Below are 23,277 nucleotides of genomic sequence, written 5' to 3' on the forward strand. Positions count from 1 at the left end.
TCACCCACGATGACCGTCTTGAACCATTTTGCGCTCGGCCCACAATTTAAGCGCCAACGTCAGTAAAGCCAAGACCGCCAACACCGAAGCCGCTGCAAATGCGCCCACCGTGTGATAGTCGTTGTACTCAATTTCTACATGCAAAGGCAGTGTGTTGGTCTGGCCCCGTATATGGCCCGACAGCACCGACACCGCCCCAAATTCGCCCATGGCACGGGCATTGCACAGGATCACGCCATACAGCAGGCCCCATTTGATCTTGGGGAGGGTGACCCGCCAGAACATCTGCCTGCCATTAGCCCCCAGCACCCGCGCCGCTTGCTCTTCCTCGCTGCCTTGCATTTGCATCAGAGGAATCAGCTCGCGCGCTACAAAGGGAAAGGTCACAAATAAGGTTGCCAATACCAGGCCCGGCAAGGCAAAGACGATACGGATATTATTCGCGTCCAGCCAGTCCCAAAATGGGCCCTGCCGACCAAAGATCAGCAGGAACATCAAACCGGCAATCACGGGCGATACCGAAAACGGCAGATCAATCAGCGTGGTCAGAATACTCTTGCCGCGAAACTCGAAACGAGCAATGGCCCAGGAAGCAGCCAAACCAAAGGCAATATTCAAAGGCACCGCAATCACGGCTACCAGCACCGTCAGACTGGCGGCATGCAAGGTGTCGCTCTCGCTCAGGGCGGACAGATACGGCATGATGCCCCGGCTAAAGGCCGTCATGAACACCAGGATCAAGGGCAGCAGCAAAAACAATACAAAGAACAGCAAGGCAATACTAATCAATATCACCTTGACGGCCGGACCCTCATCCTGAGCAGCCCGCAAGCGGGCTGTCTGCACCGGCACCACCTGCACAGTGGAATCCATCGTCAAACTGCTGCTCATCGGGCTGTCTCCAAGGATAAGGGCGCGGCTACCTTGGCCGCTTTACCCTGCGCCTGCCCGGAGTGACGCGACTGCAAATACCACTGCAAACGGTTGATCGCCAACAGGATGATGAAGGACAACACCATCATCAGGACAGCCAAGGCCGATGCTCCCGCATAGTCAAACTGCTCCAGCTTGATGACGATCAGCAAGGGGGTAATTTCCGAAACCATAGGGACGTTACCAGCAATAAAAATCACTGAACCGTACTCACCCACGGCACGCGCAAAGGCCAGGGCTACGCCCGTCAAGCAGGCGGGCAAGATAGCGGGCAAAATGACCTTGGTGACCGTCTGGAAGCGATCCGCCCCCAAACACGCACTGACCTCTTCCTGTTCCTGCTCCAGCTCTTCCAATACGGGCTGCACGGTACGCACGACGAAAGGCAGGCCAATAAAAACCAGAGCAATCAGAACGCCCCAGGGAGTAAACGCAATCTGTCCCACATAAGGCTCAGCCCAGGAACCGATCCAGCCGGTAGGCGCATAAATAGCGGCCAGTGAAATACCGGCTACCGATGTGGGCAGAGCAAAGGGTAAATCAATCAACGCATCCACAATGCGTCGGCCAGGAAAGCGGTATCGCACCAATACCCAAGCCAGAATCAAACCGAACACCCCGTTGATCAAGGCGGCCAAAGCGGCCATGCCAAACGTCAATTTCAAGGAAGCCAGAACACGGGCGGTACTAATCGTTTCCCAAAATGCCGACCAGCCCATAGAGGTGGTCTTGAGCAAAACTGCAGACAAGGGAATCAGCACAATCAGGCTTAAATAACTGATGGACAAACCCATCGTCAGACCAAAGCCTGGCAAAGCCCGCTGCTTACGAGCAGCGGGCAGAAATCCCCATAGACGAGCCTGTGACATCGGACGGTCCTTGGTGTTGGTGGGGGTCATTTGCTCAAGTAAATACTGTCAAACACGCCGCCGTCCGCAAAGTGCTTGGCCTGCACCTGAGTCCAGCCACCCAGCTCCTCATCCACCTTGTAGAGTTTCAAGGCCGGAAACTGGTCACGGTATTTGGCGGCCACCGACTCCAGGCGAGGACGGTAAAAGTGGCGTGCGGCAATTTCCTGACCTTCAGGGCTGTAGAGATACTCCAGATAGGCCTGGGCCACTTTTTCTGCGCCATGTTTGGCCGCATTGGCATCCACCAGCGCCACAGGCGGCTCGGCCAGAATGCTGCTGGACGGCACTACGATGTCAAAGCGATCGGGTCCCAAATCCTTGACAGACAAGAGAGCCTCGTTCTCCCAGGCAATCAACACATCCCCAATACCGCGCTCCACAAAGGTCGTGGTCGACCCACGCGCACCGGAATCCAGCACACTGACGTTACGATACAGCTTGGCAACAAAATCACGCGCCTTATCCTCGTCCCCATTACTTTGCTTCAGGGCGTACAACCAGGCCGCCAGATAATTCCATCGCGCCCCGGCCGAGGTTTTGGGATTCGGGGTAACGACCTTGATATCCGAGCGGATCAAATCATTCCAGTCATGAATCCCCTTGGGATTACCCTTGCGCACCAACAAAACAATGGTGGAGGTATAAGGCGTACTGTTATCAGGCAAGCGAGCTTGCCAGCCCTTGTCCAGCAAACCGGACTGAGCGATCTGATCAATATCGGAAGAAATACCCAAGGTCACCACATCAGCAGGCACACCATCAATAACAGTACGCGCTTGCTTGCTGGAGCCACCGTGGGAACTACGGATGACCACACTGTCACCCGTTTGTTCTTTGTAATGGGTCTGGAAAGCCTTGTTGAATTCAGCGTAAAGTTCACGCGTTGGGTCGTAAGACACATTCAGAATACTGACCTCGGCCGCGACAGCCGTAGCCGCCGCCAGCACCAAGGCCAGCAACGCTCCTGCCTTGACGCCCTTCCACTTCTGTTGAATCCGCTTCATTTCCCATCCCCTAGAAACCATTTCCAAGCAATGAGAACGAGTCTAGCAAGGCTGTTTCACCAGACTAAATACCAATTCTTTGATTAGATATAGCGGGGAGATGGAGAGGGATGGAACGAGTCTGCGAGCATTGCCTTCAAGCCAGCAATCAGCGTTTTTCCAGGACCAGCTCCCACATCGCTTTGGGCTTTATATATTTGTGCGATGTCATGTGCTGCACCGAGATCCGATGCCATTGCTCTCCAAACAGCTTGTCTACACTGGCCGGATCAAAGAAGCGCTTGAAATTGCCTTGATCCTGGTAGAAGTTTTCTTCAATCAACTCCCCCTGTCCGGCGCCGAAATTCACATCCTCGCTTGAGTTCAGACGACACAGAAACAAAGCACCTGGCCGCAAACTGTTCCAGATCCTATGCACAATGGCCTGGGTTTCATCCCATGGGAAGTAATGTAGAGACAGGCTGGCAACGATCAGTTCAAGATTGATCGCTGCATCCGGTAAAGGGTCACGCGTATCTCTGCACTCAATATGCGCCTTGGGCGCTCGCTGCTGCGCAGTAGCCACACACTCAGGAGAAAGGTCAAAAGCCAGCACGTTCAGGCCTGCCTGAATCAAGGTCACCGTGTCGTCGCCAAAGCCGCAACCTATCTCCAGCACAGGCGAACTAATGCCACGTTGGGAGATGAGGGGTAGCCAGCGATCAAGCCAAGGATCTGCATACATAAACGCTTCTCTCGTACGACAAAAAAGAGGATATCAGGACGTAGTAGTGGAAGCGCTACTGAATAACAAAATCAATACAAGCGCCGCAAACAGACATTCGCCCACATTGAACCAGAGGTGCCAAGGCCTGGACTTTTCACTATTGTTTAGCGCGTAGCGAATCCCACGATAGTTAATCCAGCTCAAGCCAATGACCAGCACCGGCCACAATATCCAGAGCGGCGGGAAGAACAGCAGAAACAGAAAGGACAGCCAAGCCAGGACTAACGTAGCCAGCGGTGAAAGACAGGAGAGAAGTTTGCTCATTAAAACCTGAGGACCGCGAATCGACAGGGTCTAGTGTTACCTGAATAGGCCCTGTGCTCAATAGCGGAAAACAGAGCACAAAAGACTGCAAGCAGAAAACCGATAGCTGAACACTGGAGGTAGGTAGTCGACACCAGGCTCAATCCTCAAGAACTAGGTGACCAGGGGAGCGTATCGACTTGCAATGATCGCCCAATCACGCCCCCCACTCTTGGCGTCTATAAGAAACGCTTCGCCACCACGATCATTAGCGAGGTAATTGCATCATCTCCTTGCCCGCCTGATCGTAGGCAATCACCGCCTTGTCCTGAATATTGAACTCCATCAAGTCCCGCCCCGCGACAACAGGACCTTGATAGGTGCTGCGCGTACGCTCCAACAAGGTCTGCTCGGGAATATTCGCCCCACCCTCAGGGAAATAAAACACGATATGCGTGTAAGCCCCCAGCAAAGGCTTGCTCTCGGCAAAGACCTGGCCAACCTGCTCCGGCGTAGAAAAATGCTTGAGCGTTTCATTCAGGATAGGCCTAGCCTTCAAAAAGGCCGGATCAATCAAAGCGACGGAATGGACAAATACATCCGCATTCGCCGCCGCTTCAATCAAGCGTTTGTCATACATGGCATCCCCCGAGATCGCCACTTTCTTGCCGTCATACTCCACGATAAAGCCAAAGGCCGGGATCAACTCCCCACCATGGTCAACCTCTACGGCAGTGACAGTGACCCCATTCTTCTCGTAGAGCACTCCACCTTTTTCAAACTCCTGAGTGACAAACTTCACCCCTTCCACCGGCAAACCCTGGTCTTCCACCCGAATACGAATATCCTCGGCATACGCCTTGGGCAAATAATCCGTCATCGTCTTGGTTCCCTTGGGGCCATAAACCTGCAAAGGTAGCGTCCGCCCTGGCCAAGGTCGGCCAAACCAACCCGTCAGCCATAAATCCGGTAGACCGACGGTGTGATCAGAGTGCAGGTGTGTAAAAAAATGCGCAGTAATGGCGTTAGGCGCAACCCCTTTCTGAAACAAACGCGTCGCCACCCCGCGCCCTGTATCAAACAACAAGGTCTCCTCCCCTGCCTGCACCAAGGTCGCCGGACCTGCACGATCTGCATAAGGTGCAGGCGTCCCCGTTCCCAGCAAAGTTACTGTCATGGAACCGGCGTAGCTCACGGCCGCTACGCCCAACAAAAGCCCGGCACACAGTGCCTTTAACGCTATCCTCATTTTCCCCTTCCTTATTATTGAAGCCTAAACCAATTAGACATTCATATGTTATTACATGCAATTTCAGATGCAGCTAGGAATTTCCCTAGGCGATGTAAAACCGGAGTTTGGAGATGCGGGAGATGCGCTGGACCCGCGACCAGTGAAGAGATAAAAAACTCAAGAACCCACGTAAACACTCAGCTCTGCCGCCAAATGCTCAAAAAGTGTATATATACGCGGCGTCTTGCGCTGATCCTCGTGCATGACCAGCCAGACCTCGTAGCTCCATCCCACTGAATCAGCCAAAACAGGCAGGCATTGTGGCTCCAGACAAGCCAGCGGCAAATGGCAAGCACCAATACCAAATCCTGCCTTCATCGCCATGAACTGCGCCACATCACTATCGCAACGAAAAGAGAAACTTTCTCTTGCAAGCCCATGCTCACTCAGCCCGGGATGCGCCAAGGCACGCAGCTCCTTGTCGACTCCAATCAGCGGATGATCTGACAAGGCTTCCACACAAGCAGGTTGCCCATGCTTGCGCACATAGTCCACATGCGCAAACAGGCCCACACGCACACTTCCAATATGACGCGCCACTAACGCAGCCTGGCTGGGTCGCTGCATACGAATCGCAATATCCGCATCACGCTGCAGCAAATCTTCATTACGGTTGGAAAGCGACAACTCAATCGCCACCTGTGGGTACACCTCCCGAAAGGCTGACAACATAGGCGGCAAGACCAAAGTCCCCATCATCTCGCTTGCCGCAACACGCACCGTACCAGAGACCTCCCCTTGCGAAGCCGATGCTGTGCGCATTAATTGCTCCGCAGCACTGGCCATCACCTCCGCTTGCGGAATTAATGATTGTGCCAAGTCAGTCGGATTGAGCCCATGACGAGAGCGAGTAAACAAGACTGTCCCCAAACCTGCCTCCAACTGCTGGATATGACGACCAACACTGGGTTGAGTCAATCCCAAGGCTCTCGCTGCCCCTGACAAGCTGCCCGTGTGAACAACCGCCAAAAAACTGCGCCACAACTCCCAGCCCAAGGCCGCAGGAGTTGAAGAAGGAAGAGCAGACGAGTGAGGTGTCTTCATCGTTTTTCGTATAGCTAATCAAAGACTTTGAGCAATGTTGATTCTACGAGATCTTTTTTAGAATGCATCAACCACAACACAGACCCAAACCATGACCAATACCTTACTGATCGGCACCTGTTTAGCTGCTCTTGGAATCCTGTGCGCATTGCGCTGGCCACCTCAGGCCACCTTGAACACCCACATTGATATTGACGCCACACCCGAGCAAATCTGGGAACGATTGGGGCAGCCTGAAAGTTACGCAAACTGGAACCCATTCATCATCTCCATGCAAGGGCGCTTGGCTGTCGGTGAACAACTGGTCAATGTGATGCAATCATCTGGGAAAAAACCAATTACCTTCAAACCCAAAGTGCTGACAGTCAAAGCCCCCTACGAACTGCGATGGCGCGGTCGGCTGTTGATACCTGGATTATTTGATGGGGAGCACTACTTTGAGCTACGCCGTCATGGGAACGGTACACGGCTTCACCACGGGGAGAACTTCAGTGGGGTGTTGCTGTGGGTGATGGATGTGGAAACCTTCAGAGCCGACTTTGAGCGGATGAATGAGGCATTGAAGGTGGTTAGTGAGGCGGGGGGATGAGTGTTCTGAAGCAGTCGACTAATCAACAAGATCTTCCACAACCAGTCCGAACCAGGTCACTTGGGCAGCAAGTCATTCGGGGCATCACCAATCACTATGGCAATGCGATTCAAACCCGGGGTGAACAATCCGTATGCTTGCCGTTCACCTTGACCTGCTTACCAGCACTTACATTTCCTCAGCAGCCTAATCTGGAAAAACTATCACCGTACAGCTTGTAGCAGAGCGGATTTGAGTTGATCCAAAACACAAACCAAACAGGCACAAAAAAAGCACTTAGTTTTACCTAAGTGCTTGATTCGACTAGCAAAAGAAATGGTGGGTGCTGAGGGGTTCGAACCCCCGACCTACGCCTTGTAAGGGCGCCGCTCTACCAGCTGAGCTAAGCACCCATTTCAGTGATGCTGTTCTTCTTGTGAAGAAAAAGAATTATAGGACCAAAGAATTCTTTTGGCAAGTCTTTTGCCTAAATTAATTTAAAAATTAATTCACGGCGTCTTTCAGAGCCTTACCGGGACGGAACTTAGGCACGTTTGCGCCTTCGATCTCGATAGTTTCACCGGTACGTGGGTTACGACCCGAACGGGCAGCGCGTTCCGACACAGCGAAGGTGCCAAAACCAACCAGAGTAACCGTATCTTTTTCTTTCAGCGTGGTGGTCACGGCATCGATAAACGCATCCAGTGCACGACCAGCGTCAGCTTTGGACAGATCGGCTTTGGTGGAAATGAATTCGATAAGCTCGGTTTTATTCATTGAGAAAATACCCCTGAAAATTATTTTACGGGCCCCCAGCGGGAACCAGTTTGTGGCGGTCAGACTTAATAGTGACAAGCGACAGTACATCCAAGCACTACCGTCTGTCATTGCAACCAGGCGCACAAGTGCCCCGGTTGGCTACCGCGTATTAAGCCTTCGTTTAATACCCGTGTCAAGCAAAAAAACCCCTGTAACCCGCATCATTGCTCACTGTTGATACAAGTTGCAGGACTTTCCCTAATTTGCATCGAGAAACTTAACAGCCCGTCGCAAATATGTTATTTGGGCCCGGACAAGCACAAAATTAGCTGGCTGATACTGCGTTTTTGAATGGTTTTTCAAGCACTTGGACAAACACGGCGCTTGCTCATCCTGAGCACATCAACAGAAATTCCCTTACCGGCTCCCGACTTAGCGTCGCCAGCGCGCTGCTGAGGGCGAAGGAACGGTCTTTCTGCACCCCTCTCTTGCTCAGCAACCGTGCCCATGCGTGAGCCCCTTCCGCTCCTACAATTTTCTGCATTGTTTGACTGTATTTCGGTAGTCATTACCGTCAAGGAGCACAGCGATGCACGGCAAGGTTTATTTGGTCGGAGCGGGTCCTGGCGACCCCGAACTTCTCACACTACGCGCGTTATATCTACTGCAACATGCGGACGCTGTGGTCTATGACCGTCTGGTCAGCCCCGCCATCATGGGCTGCATCAACCCCGATGCCACCCTGCACGATGTCGGCAAGGTCTCCGCCTGCAAACCCAGCATGCAGGACGATATCAACGATCTGCTCTTGTCTCTTAGCAGAACGCATCAGCATGTGGTCCGCTTAAAAGGGGGTGACCCATTCATCTTTGGACGCGGGGGCGAAGAACAGGAGTATCTGCATCAACATGGCGCTCAAGTAGAGGTGGTCCCCGGCATTACCGCTGCCACGGGTTGTGCGGCTGCTTTAGGGATTCCTTTGACGCATCGTGGACTGGCCAGCAGTGTGCGCTTTATTACCGGGCATCTCCGGGACAATCAAGGCCTGGAACTGAATTGGGCTTCCTTGTCTGACCCTTCCTGTACGCTGGTGTTCTATATGGCGATGGCCAATTGCGGCCATATTGCCCAGTCCCTGATCCAGCACGGACGCAGCCCTCATACACCTATCGCATTAGCACAGGACGCTACGCTGGCCAGCCAGCGCTGGGGCTTGGGCACCCTGGAAACCCTGCCACAGCTCGTGCAGACCTTCAGCCCACCCGCCTTGTTGATCATCGGGCAGGTTGTACAACTGCATCCCGACTATCCCAAACCCATCACCAAGGAGCTGGATGCGCTTACCTCCGAGCCTTCCTGCGTACTGATGTGAATGGGGTGCTCCTTCCTATCCAACACGGCAATAGGCGCTCAGTAGGCAAACGCTTGCTGGTCTTGTTTACGGCCCTACTTATTGCCCTATTCATAGCCTTGTCCGTATTGCATGAAGTGGGGGCAAGTGAGGCAACTCCAACTCTGGAGCGGCAAGCATCTTTACTGACATTGCTCCATCAGGAATGTGGGTCATGCCATGGACTAAGCCTCAAAGGAGGTCTGGGCCCGGCCTTGACGTCCGACGCACTACAAGGCCAAACCGCAGAGCAAATCGCCTTGACGATTATGCAGGGTCGCCCAGGGACGGCCATGCCTGCCTGGAGCCGTTTTCTGCAAGCCCAGGAAAGCCAATGGCTGGCTGATTTTCTTCTTCATAATCGGGATGCTGCACCATGAAAGCACTCATCACTCTTGGTTTGGTCGCTGCCTTGAGCGCTTGCGCCAGCCCACTGCGCGGCACACAGGATTTAGGCTTGATTGTGGAGCGCGCCAACGGCAGTGTGGCCTTGGTGGAAACCAGTCATCGTAGCCAGTTGGCGCGTATTGATGGCCTGGGCGATCTCTCCCATGCTCATATCACCTACTCACGTGACGGACGCTACGGCTATGTCTTCGGGCGCGATGGCGGCCTTAGCAAGGTAGATCTGCTCAAGCAGGTTTTAGTACGTCGCATTATTCAATCCGGGAATGCTATCGGCGGGGCTATCTCGCAAGATGGCAAGCTGATTGTGGTGCAGAACTATGAGCCCGGCGGCATCAAGGTTTTTAATGCAGACACTCTGGATTTAATCAGCGAAGTTCCGTCGTACTACGCTCCAGGAAAACGTGCCAAGGTAGTCGGTTTGGCGGATCTGCCGAACCAGCAATTTGCCTACTCCTTGTTCGAGGCAGGCGAAATCTGGTTGACGGATTTATCGGACCCGCTACAGCCCAAAACCCGGCGCTTTGCAGCAGGCCGCCAACCCTACGATGCCATGGTCACACCCGATGGGCGCTACTACATTGCCGGGCTATTTGGCGAAGATGCCTTGGCCATGCTGGATTTGTGGAACCCCGAAAATGGGGTCAAGAAAACCCTGCAAGGCTATGGACGTGGTGAAACCGCCCTACCCGTCTACAAAATGCCGCATCTGCGCGGTTGGTCCCAGGCAGGCCAAGATCTGTTTCTGCCCGCTATTGGACGCCATGAAGTCCTGGTTACCAGTACCTTGGACTGGCAAGAAAAAGCCCGCATCCCGGTTCAAGGCCAACCCGTTTTTGTGATGGCTCAGCCGGATAGCCGTCAGGTCTGGGTGAGCTTCGCCTTTCCAGACAACGACAAGGTGCAAATCATTGACGTTGCCACCTTGCAGGTCATCCAGACCCTGGCCGTTGGCAAAGCGGTTCTACATATGGAATTCACCCCACGAGGTGAGGCTGTCTGGATTTCGGCGCGAGACGACAACCGTGTCAGCGTGTATGACACCCGTACTTTCAAGCGTCTGGAAAGCATAGAAATTCAGCAGCCCAGTGGTGTGTTCTTTACTCATCGGAGCGGTCGCATTGGTTTCTAATCTCTCCCCTTCCGCCTTTCAATTGCTCAATGCCTGGCAACACGGCTTCCCCTTGGAGCCCCGCCCTTTTCGCAAACTGGGTTTACTGCTGGGGCTAAGCGAACAGACCGTGCTGGACTACCTCCAAGGCTGGCAAGCTGAAGGCATCATCAGCCGTATCGGCCCGGTACTGAATCCCGCCTGTATGAGCAGCACCTTGGTTGGCATGCAGGTTCCGACGTCAGATCTTGCTGCGGTTGCAGGCTGGATCAGCGCCCTGCCCGCCGTGAACCATAACTACGAGCGCGAACACGCCATCAATCTGTGGTTTGTGCTGACCTGTGCGACTGCTCAAGAACGGCAAGTAACGCTAGAGCACATTGCGCGGCATACCGGCCTACTCCCCCTGTCTTTACCTATGCTCAGGGCCTATCACATCGACCTGGGATTCAGCCTGGTGAAGCATGCCAAGCTAGTCACCACCCCCCTGGCAAGCAGCGACACACTACCTGTTACCGGCAGTCCAGAGCGCAAGCTACTGGAGTGCGCCCTGCAAGGCCTGGAGATTCATGCTGAACCATTCAAGCGCCTGGCAGAGCAAACCCACCTGGACGAGAAGCAAGTTCTGCAATACATCCAGAAATTTCTGGAGCAAGGCCTATTCCGACGCTTTGGCGTAGTTCTGCGTCATCGTGCGCTGGGCTACCAGGCCAACGCCATGTGCGTCTGGACGATACCCCAGGAGCGCATCGATACCCTGGGCGAACAGATAGCCCAGCAAGCGGGCATCACGCTGTGCTATCAACGCCAGCCCCTCCCACCCCACTGGCAACACAATCTGTTCTGCATGATTCACGGCAAAGATCGTCAGAACGTCTTGGCTGACCATGCCGCCCTGAACACCCTTCTGGGAATGGATCAATTTCCACATGAGGTGCTGTTTTCTACTCGCTGCTTCAAGCAACGCGGCGCACTGCTTGGCCCTGTTCACCATGACTGATACCCAACAAACGCCCCCGCGGTCCACCCTCCTCGAACTGGATAGCATCGACCGCCATATCCTCAATCACTTGCAAGAGGGCTTTCCCATCTGCTCACGCCCGTTCGCGCAACTGGCCCCTGTTTTCAATCTAAGTGAGCACGAGCTGATTACCCGCGTTCAGCACTTACGCCAATCCGGGGCGCTCAGCCGCTTTGGCCCCCTCTTCCAGGCCGAGGCCTTGGGAGGTGCGTACTGTCTGGCGGCCATTGCCGTACCAGAAACGCGTTGGGACAGCACCGTCAAGGCAGTGAACCGGCATCCCGAGGTGGCCCATAACTACCAACGTGCTCATACCTTGAATATGTGGTTCGTACTTGCGACGGCCACTCCACAAGAAATTGAGCCTTGCATCGCGGCAATCGAAGCTGAAACAGGTTTACCCGTCGTCGCTTTTCCTAAAGAGCGGGAGTACGCCCTAAGCCTGAAACTGGAGCTTTGAAATGGATCACCTGAACCCCGCCTATACCGCCCTGATTCATGCATCGCAACAGGGCTTGGCAATAGAAGCACAGCCCTATCTAAAGTTGGCTGAGGAACTGGGCGTATCCGAAGCCTATGTGCTTAAACAGTTTCAAACCATGCTGGACCAAGGATGCATACGGCGTATTGCTGCCGTACCCAATCACTATGCACTGGGCTATGTCGCCAATGGCATGTGTGTCTGGAACATCGCTGACTCCATGCTGGATGCCGTCGGTGAGTGGCTGGGCACACAGGCCGGAGTCAGCCACTGCTATCGTCGCCCACGTCGTCTACCGGAGTGGCCGTACAACCTGTTTGCCATGTTGCATGGCAAAGACCATGACACCGTACGTGCCCAGGCACGGGCTATCAGCACAGGTATCACGCAGCAATTTCCTGATGTGCTGCACGATCACGACATCCTGTTCTCTACGGCCATTCTCAAGAAAACCGGCCTACGTCTACGGAGGCCCTAAGCATGTTTCGTCTATCCCGTTTCGTCGCCGCCCTGCACTCCCCCGTCACGCCTACCCGTGTCAGCCGCGCACCTGTGGTGATCTGGAATCTGATTCGTCGCTGCAATCTGCATTGCAGCCACTGCTACTCCGCCTCTACCGACAAGGACTTTCCGGGTGAGCTTAGTTATGAGCAGGTCTGTACCGTTATGGATGACCTGCATCAGTTCGGTGTACGCGCATTAATTCTGTCGGGCGGTGAACCCTTGCTGCGCCCCGACATTTACGATTTGGCCCGCTATGCCAAAGCGCTGGACATATATGTCGGGCTATCGTCCAACGGCACCTTGATCACTGAACACAATATTGATCAGATTGCCGACTGCGGCTTTGACTATGTAGGTATTTCTCTGGATGGTCTACAGGCTCGACACGACCGGATTCGCGGCCAGGAAGGAGCCTACGACGCATCCCTGCGCGGCTTGAGACTATGCCGTGAAAAGCAATTAAAAGTGGGTCTGCGCTTTACCCTGACACAAGAAAATGCGATTGATTTAAGTGGCCTGCTGGCCGTGATGGACAGGGAGCAAATAGACCGTTTTTATCTATCTCATTTGAACTACGCCGGTCGAGGTTTAAGCAACCGTGCCTTGGCCAGCCACCATGCCGTCACCCGACAGGCTATGGAGCAGCTTTTCACGACCTGTATGGCATATCAAAAAGCAGGCACGCCCAAAGAATTCACATCGGGCAATAACGATGCCGATGGTGTTTTCTTTCTGCATTGGGTGCGACGCCACTATCCCGAACAAACCTCAAAGATCCTGACCCTATTACGCCAATGGGGAGGCAACTCATCCGGCCAAGGGATTGCCAATATCGACAACCGAGGCAATGTGCACCCCGACACCATGTGGTGGCACTATCGATTGGGAAATGTGCTGCAACGCCCTTTCTCGGAGATTTGGTCTAACAATCAAGAACCTTTGCTGGCAGGACTACGTCAACGACCAAGACCGGTACAGGGACGCTGCGCGAGCTGCGCTTATCTGGATATCTGCAATGGCAATACACGCACCCGTGCGGAGAAAAGCACAGGCAATGTATGGGCGGAAGATCCTGGCTGCTATCTGAATAATCAGGAAATTACTGCCTGAAACCCCAACCCTCAGCCTTCAACCTCCAACCTCCAACCTCCAACCAAACAGTTAAGTATTCAGAACCGTTACAAGCAGGCGCCAGCAGGTGCAGGTACAGGCAGGTGCAGGTGCAGGTGCAGGTGCAGGTGCAGGTGCAGGTGCAGGTGCAAGCGTAAGAGCGAAGAAGCAAAAAAGTGAGGCAAGAAAACCTTGCCTCACTCAATCACTTCAACTATCAGCGGATGCTTTAGCCTGCTTTATCTAGCTATTCATCACACGACACTTACGCCAGGTCACAGATCAAACCTTGCTGACTCAATAGCGCCCTTAAAGGCTGCACATCCCACGAAGACTTCCAGGCAATCACGATGCGCTCTCCTGGCACCCAGGCGCGGCACAGAGGAGCCCAAAAATCCGGGTTCAACAAGGTCTCTTGCAAAACCACACCGGCCTGATCCAGAGCCATCAAACGAGCATCACGGCGAGCCTTTTCCAGAATTCCGGGCAAGATCAATGGCAGGTACAAGACCCAGTCTGCCTGATTCAGTTTACGCAGGGCACGCAGCGTCAGCAGGTCCACCGCTTCCAGATCTGCAATCGGCAAGATAGTGACCTGAATATGCTGTTGGGGTGTTTCGGTCTTTAAGGCTGCTTCAAAGAGCTCTGATGCTTCGACGGATTTTCCCTGCGCCAACAGATCAGGAATAGCGCTATCGAGCACGTAGTCAAAGAAATGACGACGAGTATGGACCTCAGGGAAAGCCTGTTTGATCTCTGAGCGGCGTCGCGCCAGCAAACCGGCCAACTCCCCTACCGACTCTGGAAGCTCACTTTCTATCCACTCGCGAACGCGTCGCGCCAGAACAGGGGCTGAGCCAGCGGAGGAAACCGCAATCATCAAGGGGGAACGGTCGACCATGGCAGGCACCTGAACGGTAGACAACTGCCCGTCATCAACCACATTACAGGGCAGGCGCAAGGCATCGGCGGCCTGCGCTACGATCCGGTTGATCTCCCGCCGTCCAGTGGCCGCCACAACCAGCCAGGCCTCGCGTATATGCTCGGCTACAAACGTGGTGAACAGACTGCTCAGGGCGCCCGCCTGAGCACTGGCCCGCAGCCAGGAAGTCTGCTCCGGAGCGACAACCGTGACTCGTGCTCCTGCCCGTAGCAAGAGCCGAACTTTACGTTCTGCGACTGTACCGCCACCCACGACAACAACCACCTTGCCGGTCAGATTGAAGAACAAAGGAAACACATTCATTGCGCAACATCCTTAAGGCGCCAGTGAAGACTGGCGCCCGGTTCATACTTACTTCAGGCTGGAAAAATAGCCAGCCAGTTCATTCACCATTTCCGGGCTCAGAGGTTCGGCCATCGGGCTCATGATGGGGTCATTGCGCTCCCGCGATTTGAACTGCTGCAGTTGCTTGACCAGATACTCCACTTTCTGCCCAGCCAAGTTGGGATACATGCCCTCTGTACTGACACCCTCAAGACCATGACAAGAGGCACACAAAGGCAACATGGAAGAAGCCTGAGCAGACAACTGTGACTGCCCGTGCGAGCCTTGCAAGCCGACCGGCTTATCTGCCGCCCACACCGCACTGGAACCCAAGAGGCTTATCAGTGCCACACCCATAAAAAGCTGTTTCATGACGTTCCTTTGCTTAGAATTTTTGGGTTTCAGGCTGACCAATGGTGAGCCAGCGAGTACGAGCGCGAGAGAAAATACCGGATGGGCTTTCCATCTTGTGCTCGGCTACCAATTCCAGGCTGCGACTGTCGTAAATCTTCAGGCGATCTCCCCAGTAGCCCGAACTGACATACAGGTAGTCGCCCGTGCGGTTGTAGTTGGGGAAGAATGCATGGCCGCCCACATCCAGGGTCTTGACGACGGACAAGGTGTTTTTGTCGATCAGTTGAATCCAGGAAGCGCGCTTGTCCTTGTCGATAATGTCTACTGCCACATAAGGCGCGTTGGGGTGGGCGGCGGGAGATTCGGTGGCTCCGGCAACCGGGATCTGCTTCACGACAGAGAAGTCTTTGGTATCCCAGGCAGTGACCACAGAACCCAGCTTGCAGGTACCCATATTGGTGCCGAAGGCCAGCATGCGACCATTCACCTCGGTAACAGCACCCGAACCAGCGTGGGGCTGACAGCCAGCCGGTATGTCACGCACCACCTTGTCGTCCTTCAAGTCGATGGCCACATATTTGTTGTCATCGTAAGAAGCGACCATGGAGTAGCGACCATCCGGTGTCAGGAAGGTGTCGTGCAACATGCGTCCAACCTTGGCCAGCTTGGTGACGGGCATATCCGGTTTGTCCGGGTCAATAATCCAGATCTGCCCAGCTTGGCGTAGGGTCAGCGCAAACTTGTTATTGACGCGGCTACCGATAATGGGACCACCGGCAGATTTGATGAAATTGCCATCCGGGTCCTCGCCCTCCAGAGCCAGATACTTCACCGGTTCCAGGGTGTCGGCTTTCAGGATGACCATGCTATTAGGCACAAAGGAGCTCAGTGCCAGCCACTTGCCATCCTTGGAGAGTGCGATACCCGTCCCCGTCAGCCCCACCTTGGCCTGACGCACAATCTGCAAGGTGTACAGGTCGATTTTGTAGACATGACCATCGTCGCTTTTCAGATAACCCCAGCGCTCCTGACTAGGACTGAATTCCATGATGTGCGGCGCGCCAATCGTGGCAATCTCGCCCACCTTCTGGTTGTTCTTGCCATTGATGAATACGGCACGGGCCTGATTGGAACCATCGCCACGGCCGTAGCGTCCACGGGCCATGATAACCATCAGATCGTAGACAGAGTCGATCTCGTAATTGGGCTTGCTGGGCAAGGTGGATTCGTCTACCAGGACTTTCACACTGGCACGAATTTCATCCATGTCCCAGCTACGCTCCGGCACGGGCTCGTTTTTGATCATCTTGGCCAGCGCGCGGATGTCCTCGTCGGGCAGGCGGCCGACAAAAGGCGGCATCAAGGTATCCGGGATTCCGGTCATGATGGTGCCGCGCAAGGCAATCTCACTTTGAACCAGGCGATCACTGTGCAAACCCGGTGCGATATACCCTCCCCGGTCGGCTGCGTGACACACGGCACAGTTTTGCTGAAACAAATTATCTACCCGCACTTGCTCTTCCGTCGGGGCTGCCAGGGCAGCACTGACGGTGGTAGACAGGAAGGCGAGGGTCATCATTTTTCTATACATTCCATTACCTCCAACAATTGCCTTGCTAAAGGGCAAGACCACACAAACTATAACGATTGTTATTTTTTGTTGAGAAGGTATGGATACTGACTACTGAATGGGGATGGTTTTATTTATATCGTAATGACAGGAAACTAAATACTCTTGCATAGATAAAAACATCCATGACAGGCACTCAGTGGGCAGATCAAGAAGTGAGATAAATTTATCACGAACGAATAATCACTTTGACCCAACTCAAGTTAAAACCAAGGTGTGCTGCCTATAGTGGCCCGGCTTGGCTCGCCCTTGATGGTTCTGATTATTTTTCTGGTCCCGCCATGTTTTCTTTACCGATTACGCTTTCCCATACTCACAGCCCACCGTACAAACGACAAATTGCGCGTCAAATCGAAACCCTGATCTGTTCGGGTCGTTTGCAAGAAGGCAACCGTCTGCCCTCAATTAATCGAATGGCGTCTTTGCTTCAGGTTTCCAAGAACACCATCATGGGTGCCTATGATTTGCTGATCGACTCCAATCTGATTCATAGCGAACCCAGCCGTGGTTTCTTTGTGGCTACGCCAACCCGCCATGGACGCAGCCGTCTGGCACCGGACTTTGTTCTGGAGACCGCCCATTGCTCGCGTAACCTGCGCACCAGCACGGCCCAGGCCAGCGGCGTGCATGTGCCCGCTGCCAGCGTGCCCGTTCGGTTTGATTTCAAGATTGGCCGCCCTTCGGTCCATGCTTTTCCACTGCGCCAGTTTATTTATCTGTCCAATCAACTGCTGCGCTATGCGGGTTCGGCTATGGCGGACTACCCGCCGCCTGAAGGCTTATGGGGCCTGCGTCTGCAAATTGCAGACTATCTGGCAGCCAGCAAGGGAATACTGGCCGACCCGGACCACATCCTCATCACCGCCGGGACTCAGGAATCCCTAAGCCTGATCGCCGCCCACTTTCTGGATGAAAGTAGCTGTGCCGTGCATGAATCCCCCGGCTATAACGGCTTCAGTCATTTACTGGCTCGTCATCGTGCGCAAGGCCTTCCCGTGCCAGTGGATCAACACGGTTTGCGTACTGATTTACTGCCCAGGCAGGCGGTGCAACTGGCTTTTGTGACGCCCTCGCATCAGTACCCCTTGGGGCACACCTTGTCGGTGGCGCGCAGGCAGGAACTGCTGGCCTGGGCCAGCAGCAGTGGCGCCTTGATTATCGAGGACGATTATGACGGAGACTTCTGTTATGGCCCGGCCTTGCCCGCGCCACTCAAAGCCATGAGCCCGGGACAGGTGATTTATTTAGGCTCGTTTTCCAAGACCCTGGGGCCGGGTTTGCGGCTGGGCTATATGGTCTGTCCACCTAGCCTGAGCCAGGACTTCATTGCCCGCAAAGCCCTGCTCAATAACGGTTCGCCCTGGCTGACCCAAGCGGTTTTAGCCCGTTTTTTTGATGAATATGACTATTCCCGGCACCTGCAATACTTGCGCCGTCGCTATCTGGAACAGCGCAATACGGTGCTGCAAGGCTTGAAAAAAGTGTGGGGGAATACAGGAACAGTCAGCGGGCAAAATGCCGGCATGCATCTGGCTTTTTGCCTGCCTCCGCATAGTCCAAATGCCGATCAGGTGGCCGAGCGCGCATTGCGATACGGCATCCGGCTCTATCCCTTGTCGCAAGCGGCCAGCCAGGAAGCAGACGACACTGACCCACGTCATCTGCTGTTTGGCTATGCCAATCTGGAATCCAGGGAGCTGCAACTGGCCATGCAGCATCTAGCCTTGATTCAGCCCAGGCTGAACCATGACTAGATACATGAGGGACTTAGGACTGGGCCAGGGCCTGATCGAAGTCTGTGGTCAGATCAATGATCTCTTCGATACCCACGGAGATACGAAGCTGATTGTCGGCAATACCCATCAGCGCGCGCTGCTCGGCACCCATCTCGTGATAGATGGTATGCGCAACGGGCAGCACCAGACTGCGGTTATCACCCAGGTGCGTAGCCAGTACAAAGACTTTCAGACGGTTCAGGAAATCGAAGATTTCAATCCCCTCTTCCAGCACCACGCTCATCAGGCCACCGAAACGATTGCCGAACAACTCAGCCGTACGCTCATGCTGAGGGTGCTCTTCCAGGCCGGGATACTGCACATGTTTCACCTGGGGGTGAGCCTTCAAATGGCGTGCCAGAGCCAAGGCGTTGGAACAGATACGCTCCATGCGCAACGGCAAGGTTTCCGAGCCTACGGCCAGACGGTGAGCCACATCAGACGACAAAGTGCCACCCATATCACGCAAACCCTTCTTGCGGATCTGCACCAGGCCCCAGTTTTGCGTATTGCCGGTGCGATACACCTCGGCAATATTGGGGTAGTGGCTCCAGTCAAACAGACCCGTGTCCGTCACCATGCCACCCAAGGCATTACCGTGACCACCGATGTGTTTGGACAACGAATTCACCACCAGAGAGGCCTTGAATTCACGGCCAGGCGACAAGTACGGCGAGGACAAGGTGCCATCGACCACATACAGCAGACCTTCGTCCTGACACCACTGCCCCACCCCTTTCAGGTCCGCCACTTGCGTGCCCGGATTGGCAATGGTTTCAACAAAGACCATACGGGTATTGGGCTGGCGGGCTGCCTGAACCTGGGCCAGGTCGGTGGCATCGACCAGGGTAGTTTGCACACCCAGATCACGCAAAGTACCCAGCAAACTATTGGTATTGCCAAACAGGTATTTGCTGGCAATCAAGTGATCGCCTTGGCGCAGCAAGGTAAACAGGGTGGCGCTCAAGGCTGCCATGCCGGTTGCGAAGCTGACACTGCCCACGCCTTTTTCCATGCGCGTGATCTTGGCTTCCAGCGCTGCCGTCGTCGGCGTGCCCTGGCGGGAATAGGTAAAACCGGATTTGCCCTGGAAGACCGCTGCCAGCTCACGCGCATCCTGAAAACCGAACTCGGTCGAGGGGTGCAGTGGCTGATGAATAGCGCCATGTTGCGTGCCCAAGCGACGGTCAGAGTGCAAGGTAGAGGTAATAAAGCCGTTTTCTTCCATGATCGTTTCAAAGCCCATATTGCGTGTACACACCGTCAGCACTAACTGGGTTTTGCCCGGCTGACGGCCAATTACCTATTATCTGGTGAAGCGGCGGATGAAACCCGCCGTTTTTTATACAAATAAGTAATTAAGTCAGTAACAAGACTTAAAAGAAATCAAGACTGGCTACGCTGACGCAGGGTTTCGTACAGACAAACTGCGCTGGCAACACTGACGTTCAGGCTTTCTACTGCCCCCATCATGGGGATGGAAACCAGCTCATCGCAGGTTTCACGGGTCAGACGACGCATGCCCTCACCCTCGGCACCCATTACCCAGGCCATGGGGCGGCGAGCATCAACCTGATGGAAGGTGTGCGTTGCCTGATCGCTGGTGCCCACCAGCCAGACATCACGCTCGCGCAGCATGCGCATGGTGCGCGCCAGATTCGTCACCGTAATATAAGGCGTGGATTCAGCACCGCCACATGCGACACGGGATACCGTGGCATTCAAGCCCACGGCACGGTCGCGTGGAGCAATCACTGCATGCGCACCGGCCGCATTGGCGCTACGCAAACATGCTCCCAGATTATGAGGGTCAGTCACGCCGTCCAGAATCAACAAGAAGGGAACCTGACCGGCCTCTTCCAGATCATCCAGCAACTCGTTGACATCGACTGCCAGCTCTTGCTCCAGCGCCAAGGCCACCACACCCTGGTGACGCGTTCCTTTGGCCAGACCATCCAGGCGCTCGACCGGCACGGCCATGACTTTCAGACCAGCCTGCTCTACCTGTTCGATAAAGGCCAGCATACGTTTATCGCGCCGGGTCTGATCCACATAAACTTCGCGCACCGTAGCAGCGCTATAACGAACTCGGGCAATAACGGCATGAAAACCGGCCAAAACCTGCTGAGCCATAACAATCCTTGGGGGAAATAAGAGCAAATAAAGAAAGCCGGGCAAAAAGCCCGGCTTGGCATTGTACGCCTATCGGCGCCGCCCTCTAGGGCTGCGCGCGGACTTGGCAGACTTAGCCGCCTTTTCCGTACTACGTTTCTCGTCCCGCTCGGCCTGCTTTTGCGAGGCGCGGCGTTGGGAGGCTGTTGTTCCTTTCAAGGCCAGCGGCTTGGTAGACGCTGCTTTCTTGACAGGACGCTCGGACGGATCAGGCCCTTCTGCCGCTGCCTTCACCGCTTTGTAGCCCACGCCCTTGACCAGACGGAACTCGATACGACGGGCTTCCAGATCAACGCGTGCAACCTGAACCTGGACTGCATCCGTCAAGCGATAACGCAGACCGGTGCGTTCGCCACGCAGCTCGTTCGAGGTTTCGTTGTACTGGAAGTAATCCGCACCCAGTTCCGATACGTGAACCAGACCTTCTACGTACAAGGTATCCAGAGTCACGAACAGACCAAAGCTGGTTACGCCGCTGACCTTGCCGGAGTATTCCTCGCCCACGTGCTCTTTGACGAACCAGCACTTGAGCCAGGCTTCCACATCCTTGGAGGCCTCATCTGCACGGCGTTCACGCGCCGAGAGCAAGGCCCCCAGTTTTTCCCAACGTGCAAAATCACGCTTGCTGGCTGGTAAGGCGGCATCGCCCGGCTCTTCCGCAATCGCAGGAATATAGCGCTCGCCCTTCAGGATGCCTTTGATGACGCGGTGTACCAACAAGTCCGGGTAACGGCGAATCGGCGAAGTGAAGTGGGCGTATTGCGAATAAGCCAAACCAAAGTGGCCGGTTTTCTCAGGGCTGTAAATCGCCTGCTGCATGGAGCGCAGACACATGGTCTGGATCACGGCGAAGTCAGAGCGACCACGTGCGGCGGCGACAACTTTGGCGTAATCAGCCGACGTAGGCTCGTCGCCCCCTTCCAGCGTCAGACCCAGGCCGCGCAAGTATTCACGCAGCGCTTCCAGCTTCGGCGGGGTTGGACCTTCGTGCACACGGTACAAACCATTGCGACGGCTGCGAGCAATAAAGTCCGCTGCGCAGGTGTTGGCCGCCAACATGCATTCTTCAATCAGCTTGTGAGCGTCATTACGAATCAGAGGCTCGATGCGCTCAATACGACCCAGGGGATTGCAGACGATTTTGGTTTCGACGGTATCGAAATCAATGGCACCACGCGCCGTACGGCGTTCTGCCAGCAAGCGGTACAAGGAATACAGATTCTGAACCGGTTCCAGCACATGCTGAATCTGCGTTGCAGCCGGGCCATTAGGCTGCTGCAAGGCGCTCCAGATGTCGGAGTAGGTGGTGCGGGCGTGGGAATGAATGACGGCTTCGTAAAACTGATAGGCCGACACCGTTCCGGACTTGGCACCATCAGCCAGCACGACCATGTCGCACACCATGACCAGACGGTCTACCGACGGATTCAAGGAACAAATCCCGTTGGACAGACTCTCGGGCAGCATGGGGATCACGCGGCGCGGGAAATACACGCTGGTGCCACGCTCCAGAGCGTCTTCGTCCAGAGCATCGCCCGAACGCACGTAATGGCTGACGTCGGCAATCGCCACCAGCAGGCGCCATGCCCAACGGGGGCGTTTGCCTGCGCCTATATCTACGCGTTCGCAATAGACGGCATCGTCAAAGTCTCGTGCGTCTTCACCGTCAATGGTGATGAACGGCACGTCACGCAAATCGACGCGGCCTTTGTATTCAGACGGTTTTACCTTGGCAGGAATACGAGCGGCCTGCTTCAGCGCCTTCTCGGAGAAATCAACCGGCACCTCAAACTTGCGCACGGCAATTTCGATTTCCATACCGGGGTCGTCAATCTCGCCCAGCACTTCAACCACACGGCCCAAAGGCTGACGATGGCGCTCGGGTTGCTGGGTAATCTCGACGGTAACAACCTGGCCGGGTTCGGCCTCGCCCTGGTCCCCGCCGGGGATCAGAATGTCGTGCTTGATACGCTGATCTTCGGGCACCACGATAAACGTGCCACGTTCGCGCAAGAAACGGCCCACCAATTTGCTGGTGTGTCGCGCCGTGACTTCCACAATCGACGCATCAGGTTTGCCTCGGTACTCACCGACGATGCGCACCATAACGTGGTCGCCGTGCAACACTTTGGCCATCTCGCGCGGAGACAGGAACAAATCGGGCTGCCCGTCGTCGCGCTGCAAGAAACCAAAGCCGTCGCGATGGCCCAACACTTTGCCCGCAATAAAACCAGTTTGGCTATTTTTGCGAATTTTGCCTTCGGGGGAAATCAGCAACTGACCATCGCGCTCCATTGCGCGCACACGCCGCTCAAAACCCACCGTAATTTCTTTGCCCAGGCCCAGCTTTTTCGCCAGCGCCTGCATGGTCAGGCCGTCTGCATCTTCGCGCAGCCCCGCCAGGATCACTTCCCGCGTCGGGGTATCCGGGTCGAAGTCAGGCGGCAACTCATAACGGCCCGTTGATTGAATACGGTCCTCAGTACTGTCTTGATGTTTTTTATTCAAAAGGACACTTCCATTATTAATAAAGTATGC

22 protein-coding genes and 1 tRNA gene are annotated in these 23,277 nt (G+C 54.8%); 9 read left to right on the top strand and 14 right to left on the bottom strand.

Going from position 1 to position 23,277, the window contains the following annotated elements; translation table 11 throughout:
• The 6 genes from cysW to JYG33_RS05815 form a co-directional block, all read right to left on the bottom strand.
• Positions 1 to 873, bottom strand: coding sequence for a sulfate ABC transporter permease subunit CysW (cysW, locus tag JYG33_RS05790; RefSeq protein ID WP_222667396.1), 873 nt, complete (start codon positions 871 to 873; stop codon positions 1 to 3).
• A gap of 14 nt (positions 874 to 887) precedes the next feature.
• The gene (cysT, locus tag JYG33_RS05795; RefSeq protein ID WP_207875066.1) at positions 888 to 1,802 is read right to left on the bottom strand and encodes a sulfate ABC transporter permease subunit CysT; all 915 of its coding nucleotides are present in this window, start codon (positions 1,800 to 1,802) and stop codon (positions 888 to 890) included.
• A 26-nt stretch (positions 1,803 to 1,828) separates the two neighbouring features.
• Positions 1,829 to 2,848 carry a sulfate ABC transporter substrate-binding protein gene (locus tag JYG33_RS05800; RefSeq protein ID WP_207875067.1) on the bottom strand — a complete coding sequence of 340 codons (1,020 nt, stop codon included), beginning with the start codon at positions 2,846 to 2,848 and terminating at the stop codon, positions 1,829 to 1,831.
• 148 nt (positions 2,849 to 2,996) lie between these two features.
• Complete coding sequence (locus JYG33_RS05805) at positions 2,997 to 3,572, bottom strand: class I SAM-dependent methyltransferase (protein ID WP_207875068.1); 576 nt, start codon at positions 3,570 to 3,572, stop codon at positions 2,997 to 2,999.
• A 553-nt stretch (positions 3,573 to 4,125) separates the two neighbouring features.
• Positions 4,126 to 5,106: an MBL fold metallo-hydrolase gene (locus JYG33_RS05810; protein WP_207875069.1), complete on the bottom strand. Its 981-nt coding sequence runs from the start codon at positions 5,104 to 5,106 to the stop codon at positions 4,126 to 4,128.
• 159 nt (positions 5,107 to 5,265) lie between these two features.
• A complete protein-coding gene (locus tag JYG33_RS05815) occupies positions 5,266 to 6,192 on the bottom strand; it encodes a LysR family transcriptional regulator (RefSeq protein ID WP_207875070.1) in 927 nt (308 codons plus the stop codon).
• A gap of 91 nt (positions 6,193 to 6,283) precedes the next feature.
• Here JYG33_RS05815 and JYG33_RS05820 point away from each other — a divergent pair, with 91 nt between their 5' ends.
• Positions 6,284 to 6,781 carry an SRPBCC domain-containing protein gene (locus JYG33_RS05820; protein WP_207875071.1) on the top strand — a complete coding sequence of 166 codons (498 nt, stop codon included), beginning with the start codon at positions 6,284 to 6,286 and terminating at the stop codon, positions 6,779 to 6,781.
• 316 nt (positions 6,782 to 7,097) lie between these two features.
• On the opposite strand, the gene JYG33_RS05825 is transcribed toward JYG33_RS05820, so the two are convergent.
• Positions 7,098 to 7,173: transfer RNA gene (locus JYG33_RS05825), tRNA-Val, on the bottom strand.
• 91 nt (positions 7,174 to 7,264) lie between these two features.
• Positions 7,265 to 7,537 carry an HU family DNA-binding protein gene (locus JYG33_RS05830; RefSeq protein WP_003799450.1) on the bottom strand — a complete coding sequence of 91 codons (273 nt, stop codon included), beginning with the start codon at positions 7,535 to 7,537 and terminating at the stop codon, positions 7,265 to 7,267.
• 571 nt (positions 7,538 to 8,108) lie between these two features.
• Between JYG33_RS05830 and cobA the strand changes: the two genes are divergently transcribed.
• The 7 genes from cobA to nirJ all read left to right on the top strand — a co-directional run bounded on the left by cobA (position 8,109) and on the right by nirJ (position 13,541).
• Entirely contained in the window at positions 8,109 to 8,891 is a 783-nt protein-coding gene (gene cobA, locus JYG33_RS05835; RefSeq protein WP_207875072.1) for a uroporphyrinogen-III C-methyltransferase, read from the top strand.
• Between the two features lie 116 nt (positions 8,892 to 9,007).
• Complete coding sequence (locus tag JYG33_RS05840) at positions 9,008 to 9,289, top strand: cytochrome c (protein ID WP_243430338.1); 282 nt, start codon at positions 9,008 to 9,010, stop codon at positions 9,287 to 9,289.
• Complete coding sequence (locus tag JYG33_RS05845) at positions 9,286 to 10,446, top strand: cytochrome D1 domain-containing protein (RefSeq protein ID WP_207875073.1); 1,161 nt, start codon at positions 9,286 to 9,288, stop codon at positions 10,444 to 10,446. The genes JYG33_RS05840 and JYG33_RS05845 overlap by 4 nt, the downstream gene beginning before the upstream one ends.
• On the top strand, positions 10,436 to 11,425 hold the full coding sequence (locus tag JYG33_RS05850) for an Lrp/AsnC family transcriptional regulator (protein WP_207875074.1): 990 nt from the start codon (positions 10,436 to 10,438) through the stop codon (positions 11,423 to 11,425). The genes JYG33_RS05845 and JYG33_RS05850 overlap by 11 nt, the downstream gene beginning before the upstream one ends.
• On the top strand, positions 11,418 to 11,906 hold the full coding sequence (locus JYG33_RS05855) for an AsnC family transcriptional regulator (protein ID WP_207875075.1): 489 nt from the start codon (positions 11,418 to 11,420) through the stop codon (positions 11,904 to 11,906). Before JYG33_RS05850 ends, JYG33_RS05855 begins: the two co-directional genes overlap by 8 nt.
• Before the next feature lies 1 nt (position 11,907).
• Positions 11,908 to 12,405 carry an Lrp/AsnC family transcriptional regulator gene (locus JYG33_RS05860; RefSeq protein WP_207875076.1) on the top strand — a complete coding sequence of 166 codons (498 nt, stop codon included), beginning with the start codon at positions 11,908 to 11,910 and terminating at the stop codon, positions 12,403 to 12,405.
• A 2-nt stretch (positions 12,406 to 12,407) separates the two neighbouring features.
• The gene (gene nirJ, locus JYG33_RS05865) at positions 12,408 to 13,541 is read left to right on the top strand and encodes a heme d1 biosynthesis radical SAM protein NirJ (protein WP_207875077.1); all 1,134 of its coding nucleotides are present in this window, start codon (positions 12,408 to 12,410) and stop codon (positions 13,539 to 13,541) included.
• A gap of 265 nt (positions 13,542 to 13,806) precedes the next feature.
• Here the strand turns inward: nirJ and JYG33_RS05870 are convergent, their stop codons facing one another.
• The 3 genes from JYG33_RS05870 to JYG33_RS05880 are packed head-to-tail and all read right to left on the bottom strand — an operon-like array spanning position 13,807 to position 16,741.
• Positions 13,807 to 14,787 carry an NAD(P)-dependent oxidoreductase gene (locus JYG33_RS05870; protein WP_207875078.1) on the bottom strand — a complete coding sequence of 327 codons (981 nt, stop codon included), beginning with the start codon at positions 14,785 to 14,787 and terminating at the stop codon, positions 13,807 to 13,809.
• A 48-nt stretch (positions 14,788 to 14,835) separates the two neighbouring features.
• On the bottom strand, positions 14,836 to 15,180 hold the full coding sequence (locus JYG33_RS05875) for a c-type cytochrome (protein WP_207875079.1): 345 nt from the start codon (positions 15,178 to 15,180) through the stop codon (positions 14,836 to 14,838).
• A 13-nt stretch (positions 15,181 to 15,193) separates the two neighbouring features.
• Complete coding sequence (locus JYG33_RS05880; RefSeq protein ID WP_207875080.1) at positions 15,194 to 16,741, bottom strand: nitrite reductase; 1,548 nt, start codon at positions 16,739 to 16,741, stop codon at positions 15,194 to 15,196.
• Between the two features lie 332 nt (positions 16,742 to 17,073).
• On the opposite strand from JYG33_RS05880, the gene JYG33_RS05885 reads away from it, so the two are divergent.
• Positions 17,074 to 18,546 (top strand): PLP-dependent aminotransferase family protein, encoded by a 1,473-nt coding sequence (locus tag JYG33_RS05885; RefSeq protein ID WP_207875081.1) that lies wholly within the window; start codon positions 17,074 to 17,076, stop codon positions 18,544 to 18,546.
• A gap of 13 nt (positions 18,547 to 18,559) precedes the next feature.
• On the opposite strand, the gene JYG33_RS05890 is transcribed toward JYG33_RS05885, so the two are convergent.
• The 3 genes from JYG33_RS05890 to rnr form a co-directional block, all read right to left on the bottom strand.
• A complete protein-coding gene (locus JYG33_RS05890) occupies positions 18,560 to 19,795 on the bottom strand; it encodes a cystathionine gamma-synthase family protein (protein WP_207875750.1) in 1,236 nt (411 codons plus the stop codon).
• 158 nt (positions 19,796 to 19,953) lie between these two features.
• Complete coding sequence (rlmB, locus tag JYG33_RS05895) at positions 19,954 to 20,700, bottom strand: 23S rRNA (guanosine(2251)-2'-O)-methyltransferase RlmB (RefSeq protein ID WP_207875082.1); 747 nt, start codon at positions 20,698 to 20,700, stop codon at positions 19,954 to 19,956.
• 69 nt (positions 20,701 to 20,769) lie between these two features.
• Positions 20,770 to 23,247, bottom strand: coding sequence for a ribonuclease R (gene rnr, locus JYG33_RS05900; protein WP_207875083.1), 2,478 nt, complete (start codon positions 23,245 to 23,247; stop codon positions 20,770 to 20,772).
• Between the last annotated feature and the right edge of the window lie 30 nt (positions 23,248 to 23,277).

The organism is Alcaligenes sp. SORT26, assembly GCF_017377875.1.
Lineage (GTDB): Bacteria > Pseudomonadota > Gammaproteobacteria > Burkholderiales > Burkholderiaceae_B > Alcaligenes > Alcaligenes parafaecalis.

Coding starts and splice junctions, on each gene's coding strand:
- JYG33_RS05855 (WP_207875075.1), top strand. CDS start 11,418: ATGACTGATACCCAACAAACGCCCCCGCGGTCCACCCTCCTCGAACTG.
- JYG33_RS05800 (WP_207875067.1), bottom strand. CDS start 2,848: ATGAAGCGGATTCAACAGAAGTGGAAGGGCGTCAAGGCAGGAGCGTTG.
- JYG33_RS05815 (WP_207875070.1), bottom strand. CDS start 6,192: ATGAAGACACCTCACTCGTCTGCTCTTCCTTCTTCAACTCCTGCGGCC.
- JYG33_RS05870 (WP_207875078.1), bottom strand. CDS start 14,787: ATGAATGTGTTTCCTTTGTTCTTCAATCTGACCGGCAAGGTGGTTGTT.
- JYG33_RS05830 (WP_003799450.1), bottom strand. CDS start 7,537: ATGAATAAAACCGAGCTTATCGAATTCATTTCCACCAAAGCCGATCTG.
- nirJ (WP_207875077.1), top strand. CDS start 12,408: ATGTTTCGTCTATCCCGTTTCGTCGCCGCCCTGCACTCCCCCGTCACG.
- cobA (WP_207875072.1), top strand. CDS start 8,109: ATGCACGGCAAGGTTTATTTGGTCGGAGCGGGTCCTGGCGACCCCGAA.
- cysT (WP_207875066.1), bottom strand. CDS start 1,802: ATGTCACAGGCTCGTCTATGGGGATTTCTGCCCGCTGCTCGTAAGCAG.
- JYG33_RS05890 (WP_207875750.1), bottom strand. CDS start 19,795: ATGGAAGAAAACGGCTTTATTACCTCTACCTTGCACTCTGACCGTCGC.
- JYG33_RS05820 (WP_207875071.1), top strand. CDS start 6,284: ATGACCAATACCTTACTGATCGGCACCTGTTTAGCTGCTCTTGGAATC.
- JYG33_RS05885 (WP_207875081.1), top strand. CDS start 17,074: ATGTTTTCTTTACCGATTACGCTTTCCCATACTCACAGCCCACCGTAC.
- cysW (WP_222667396.1), bottom strand. CDS start 873: ATGGATTCCACTGTGCAGGTGGTGCCGGTGCAGACAGCCCGCTTGCGG.
- JYG33_RS05875 (WP_207875079.1), bottom strand. CDS start 15,180: ATGAAACAGCTTTTTATGGGTGTGGCACTGATAAGCCTCTTGGGTTCC.
- JYG33_RS05810 (WP_207875069.1), bottom strand. CDS start 5,106: ATGAGGATAGCGTTAAAGGCACTGTGTGCCGGGCTTTTGTTGGGCGTA.
- JYG33_RS05880 (WP_207875080.1), bottom strand. CDS start 16,741: ATGATGACCCTCGCCTTCCTGTCTACCACCGTCAGTGCTGCCCTGGCA.
- JYG33_RS05845 (WP_207875073.1), top strand. CDS start 9,286: ATGAAAGCACTCATCACTCTTGGTTTGGTCGCTGCCTTGAGCGCTTGC.
- JYG33_RS05805 (WP_207875068.1), bottom strand. CDS start 3,572: ATGTATGCAGATCCTTGGCTTGATCGCTGGCTACCCCTCATCTCCCAA.
- rlmB (WP_207875082.1), bottom strand. CDS start 20,700: ATGGCTCAGCAGGTTTTGGCCGGTTTTCATGCCGTTATTGCCCGAGTT.
- JYG33_RS05860 (WP_207875076.1), top strand. CDS start 11,908: ATGGATCACCTGAACCCCGCCTATACCGCCCTGATTCATGCATCGCAA.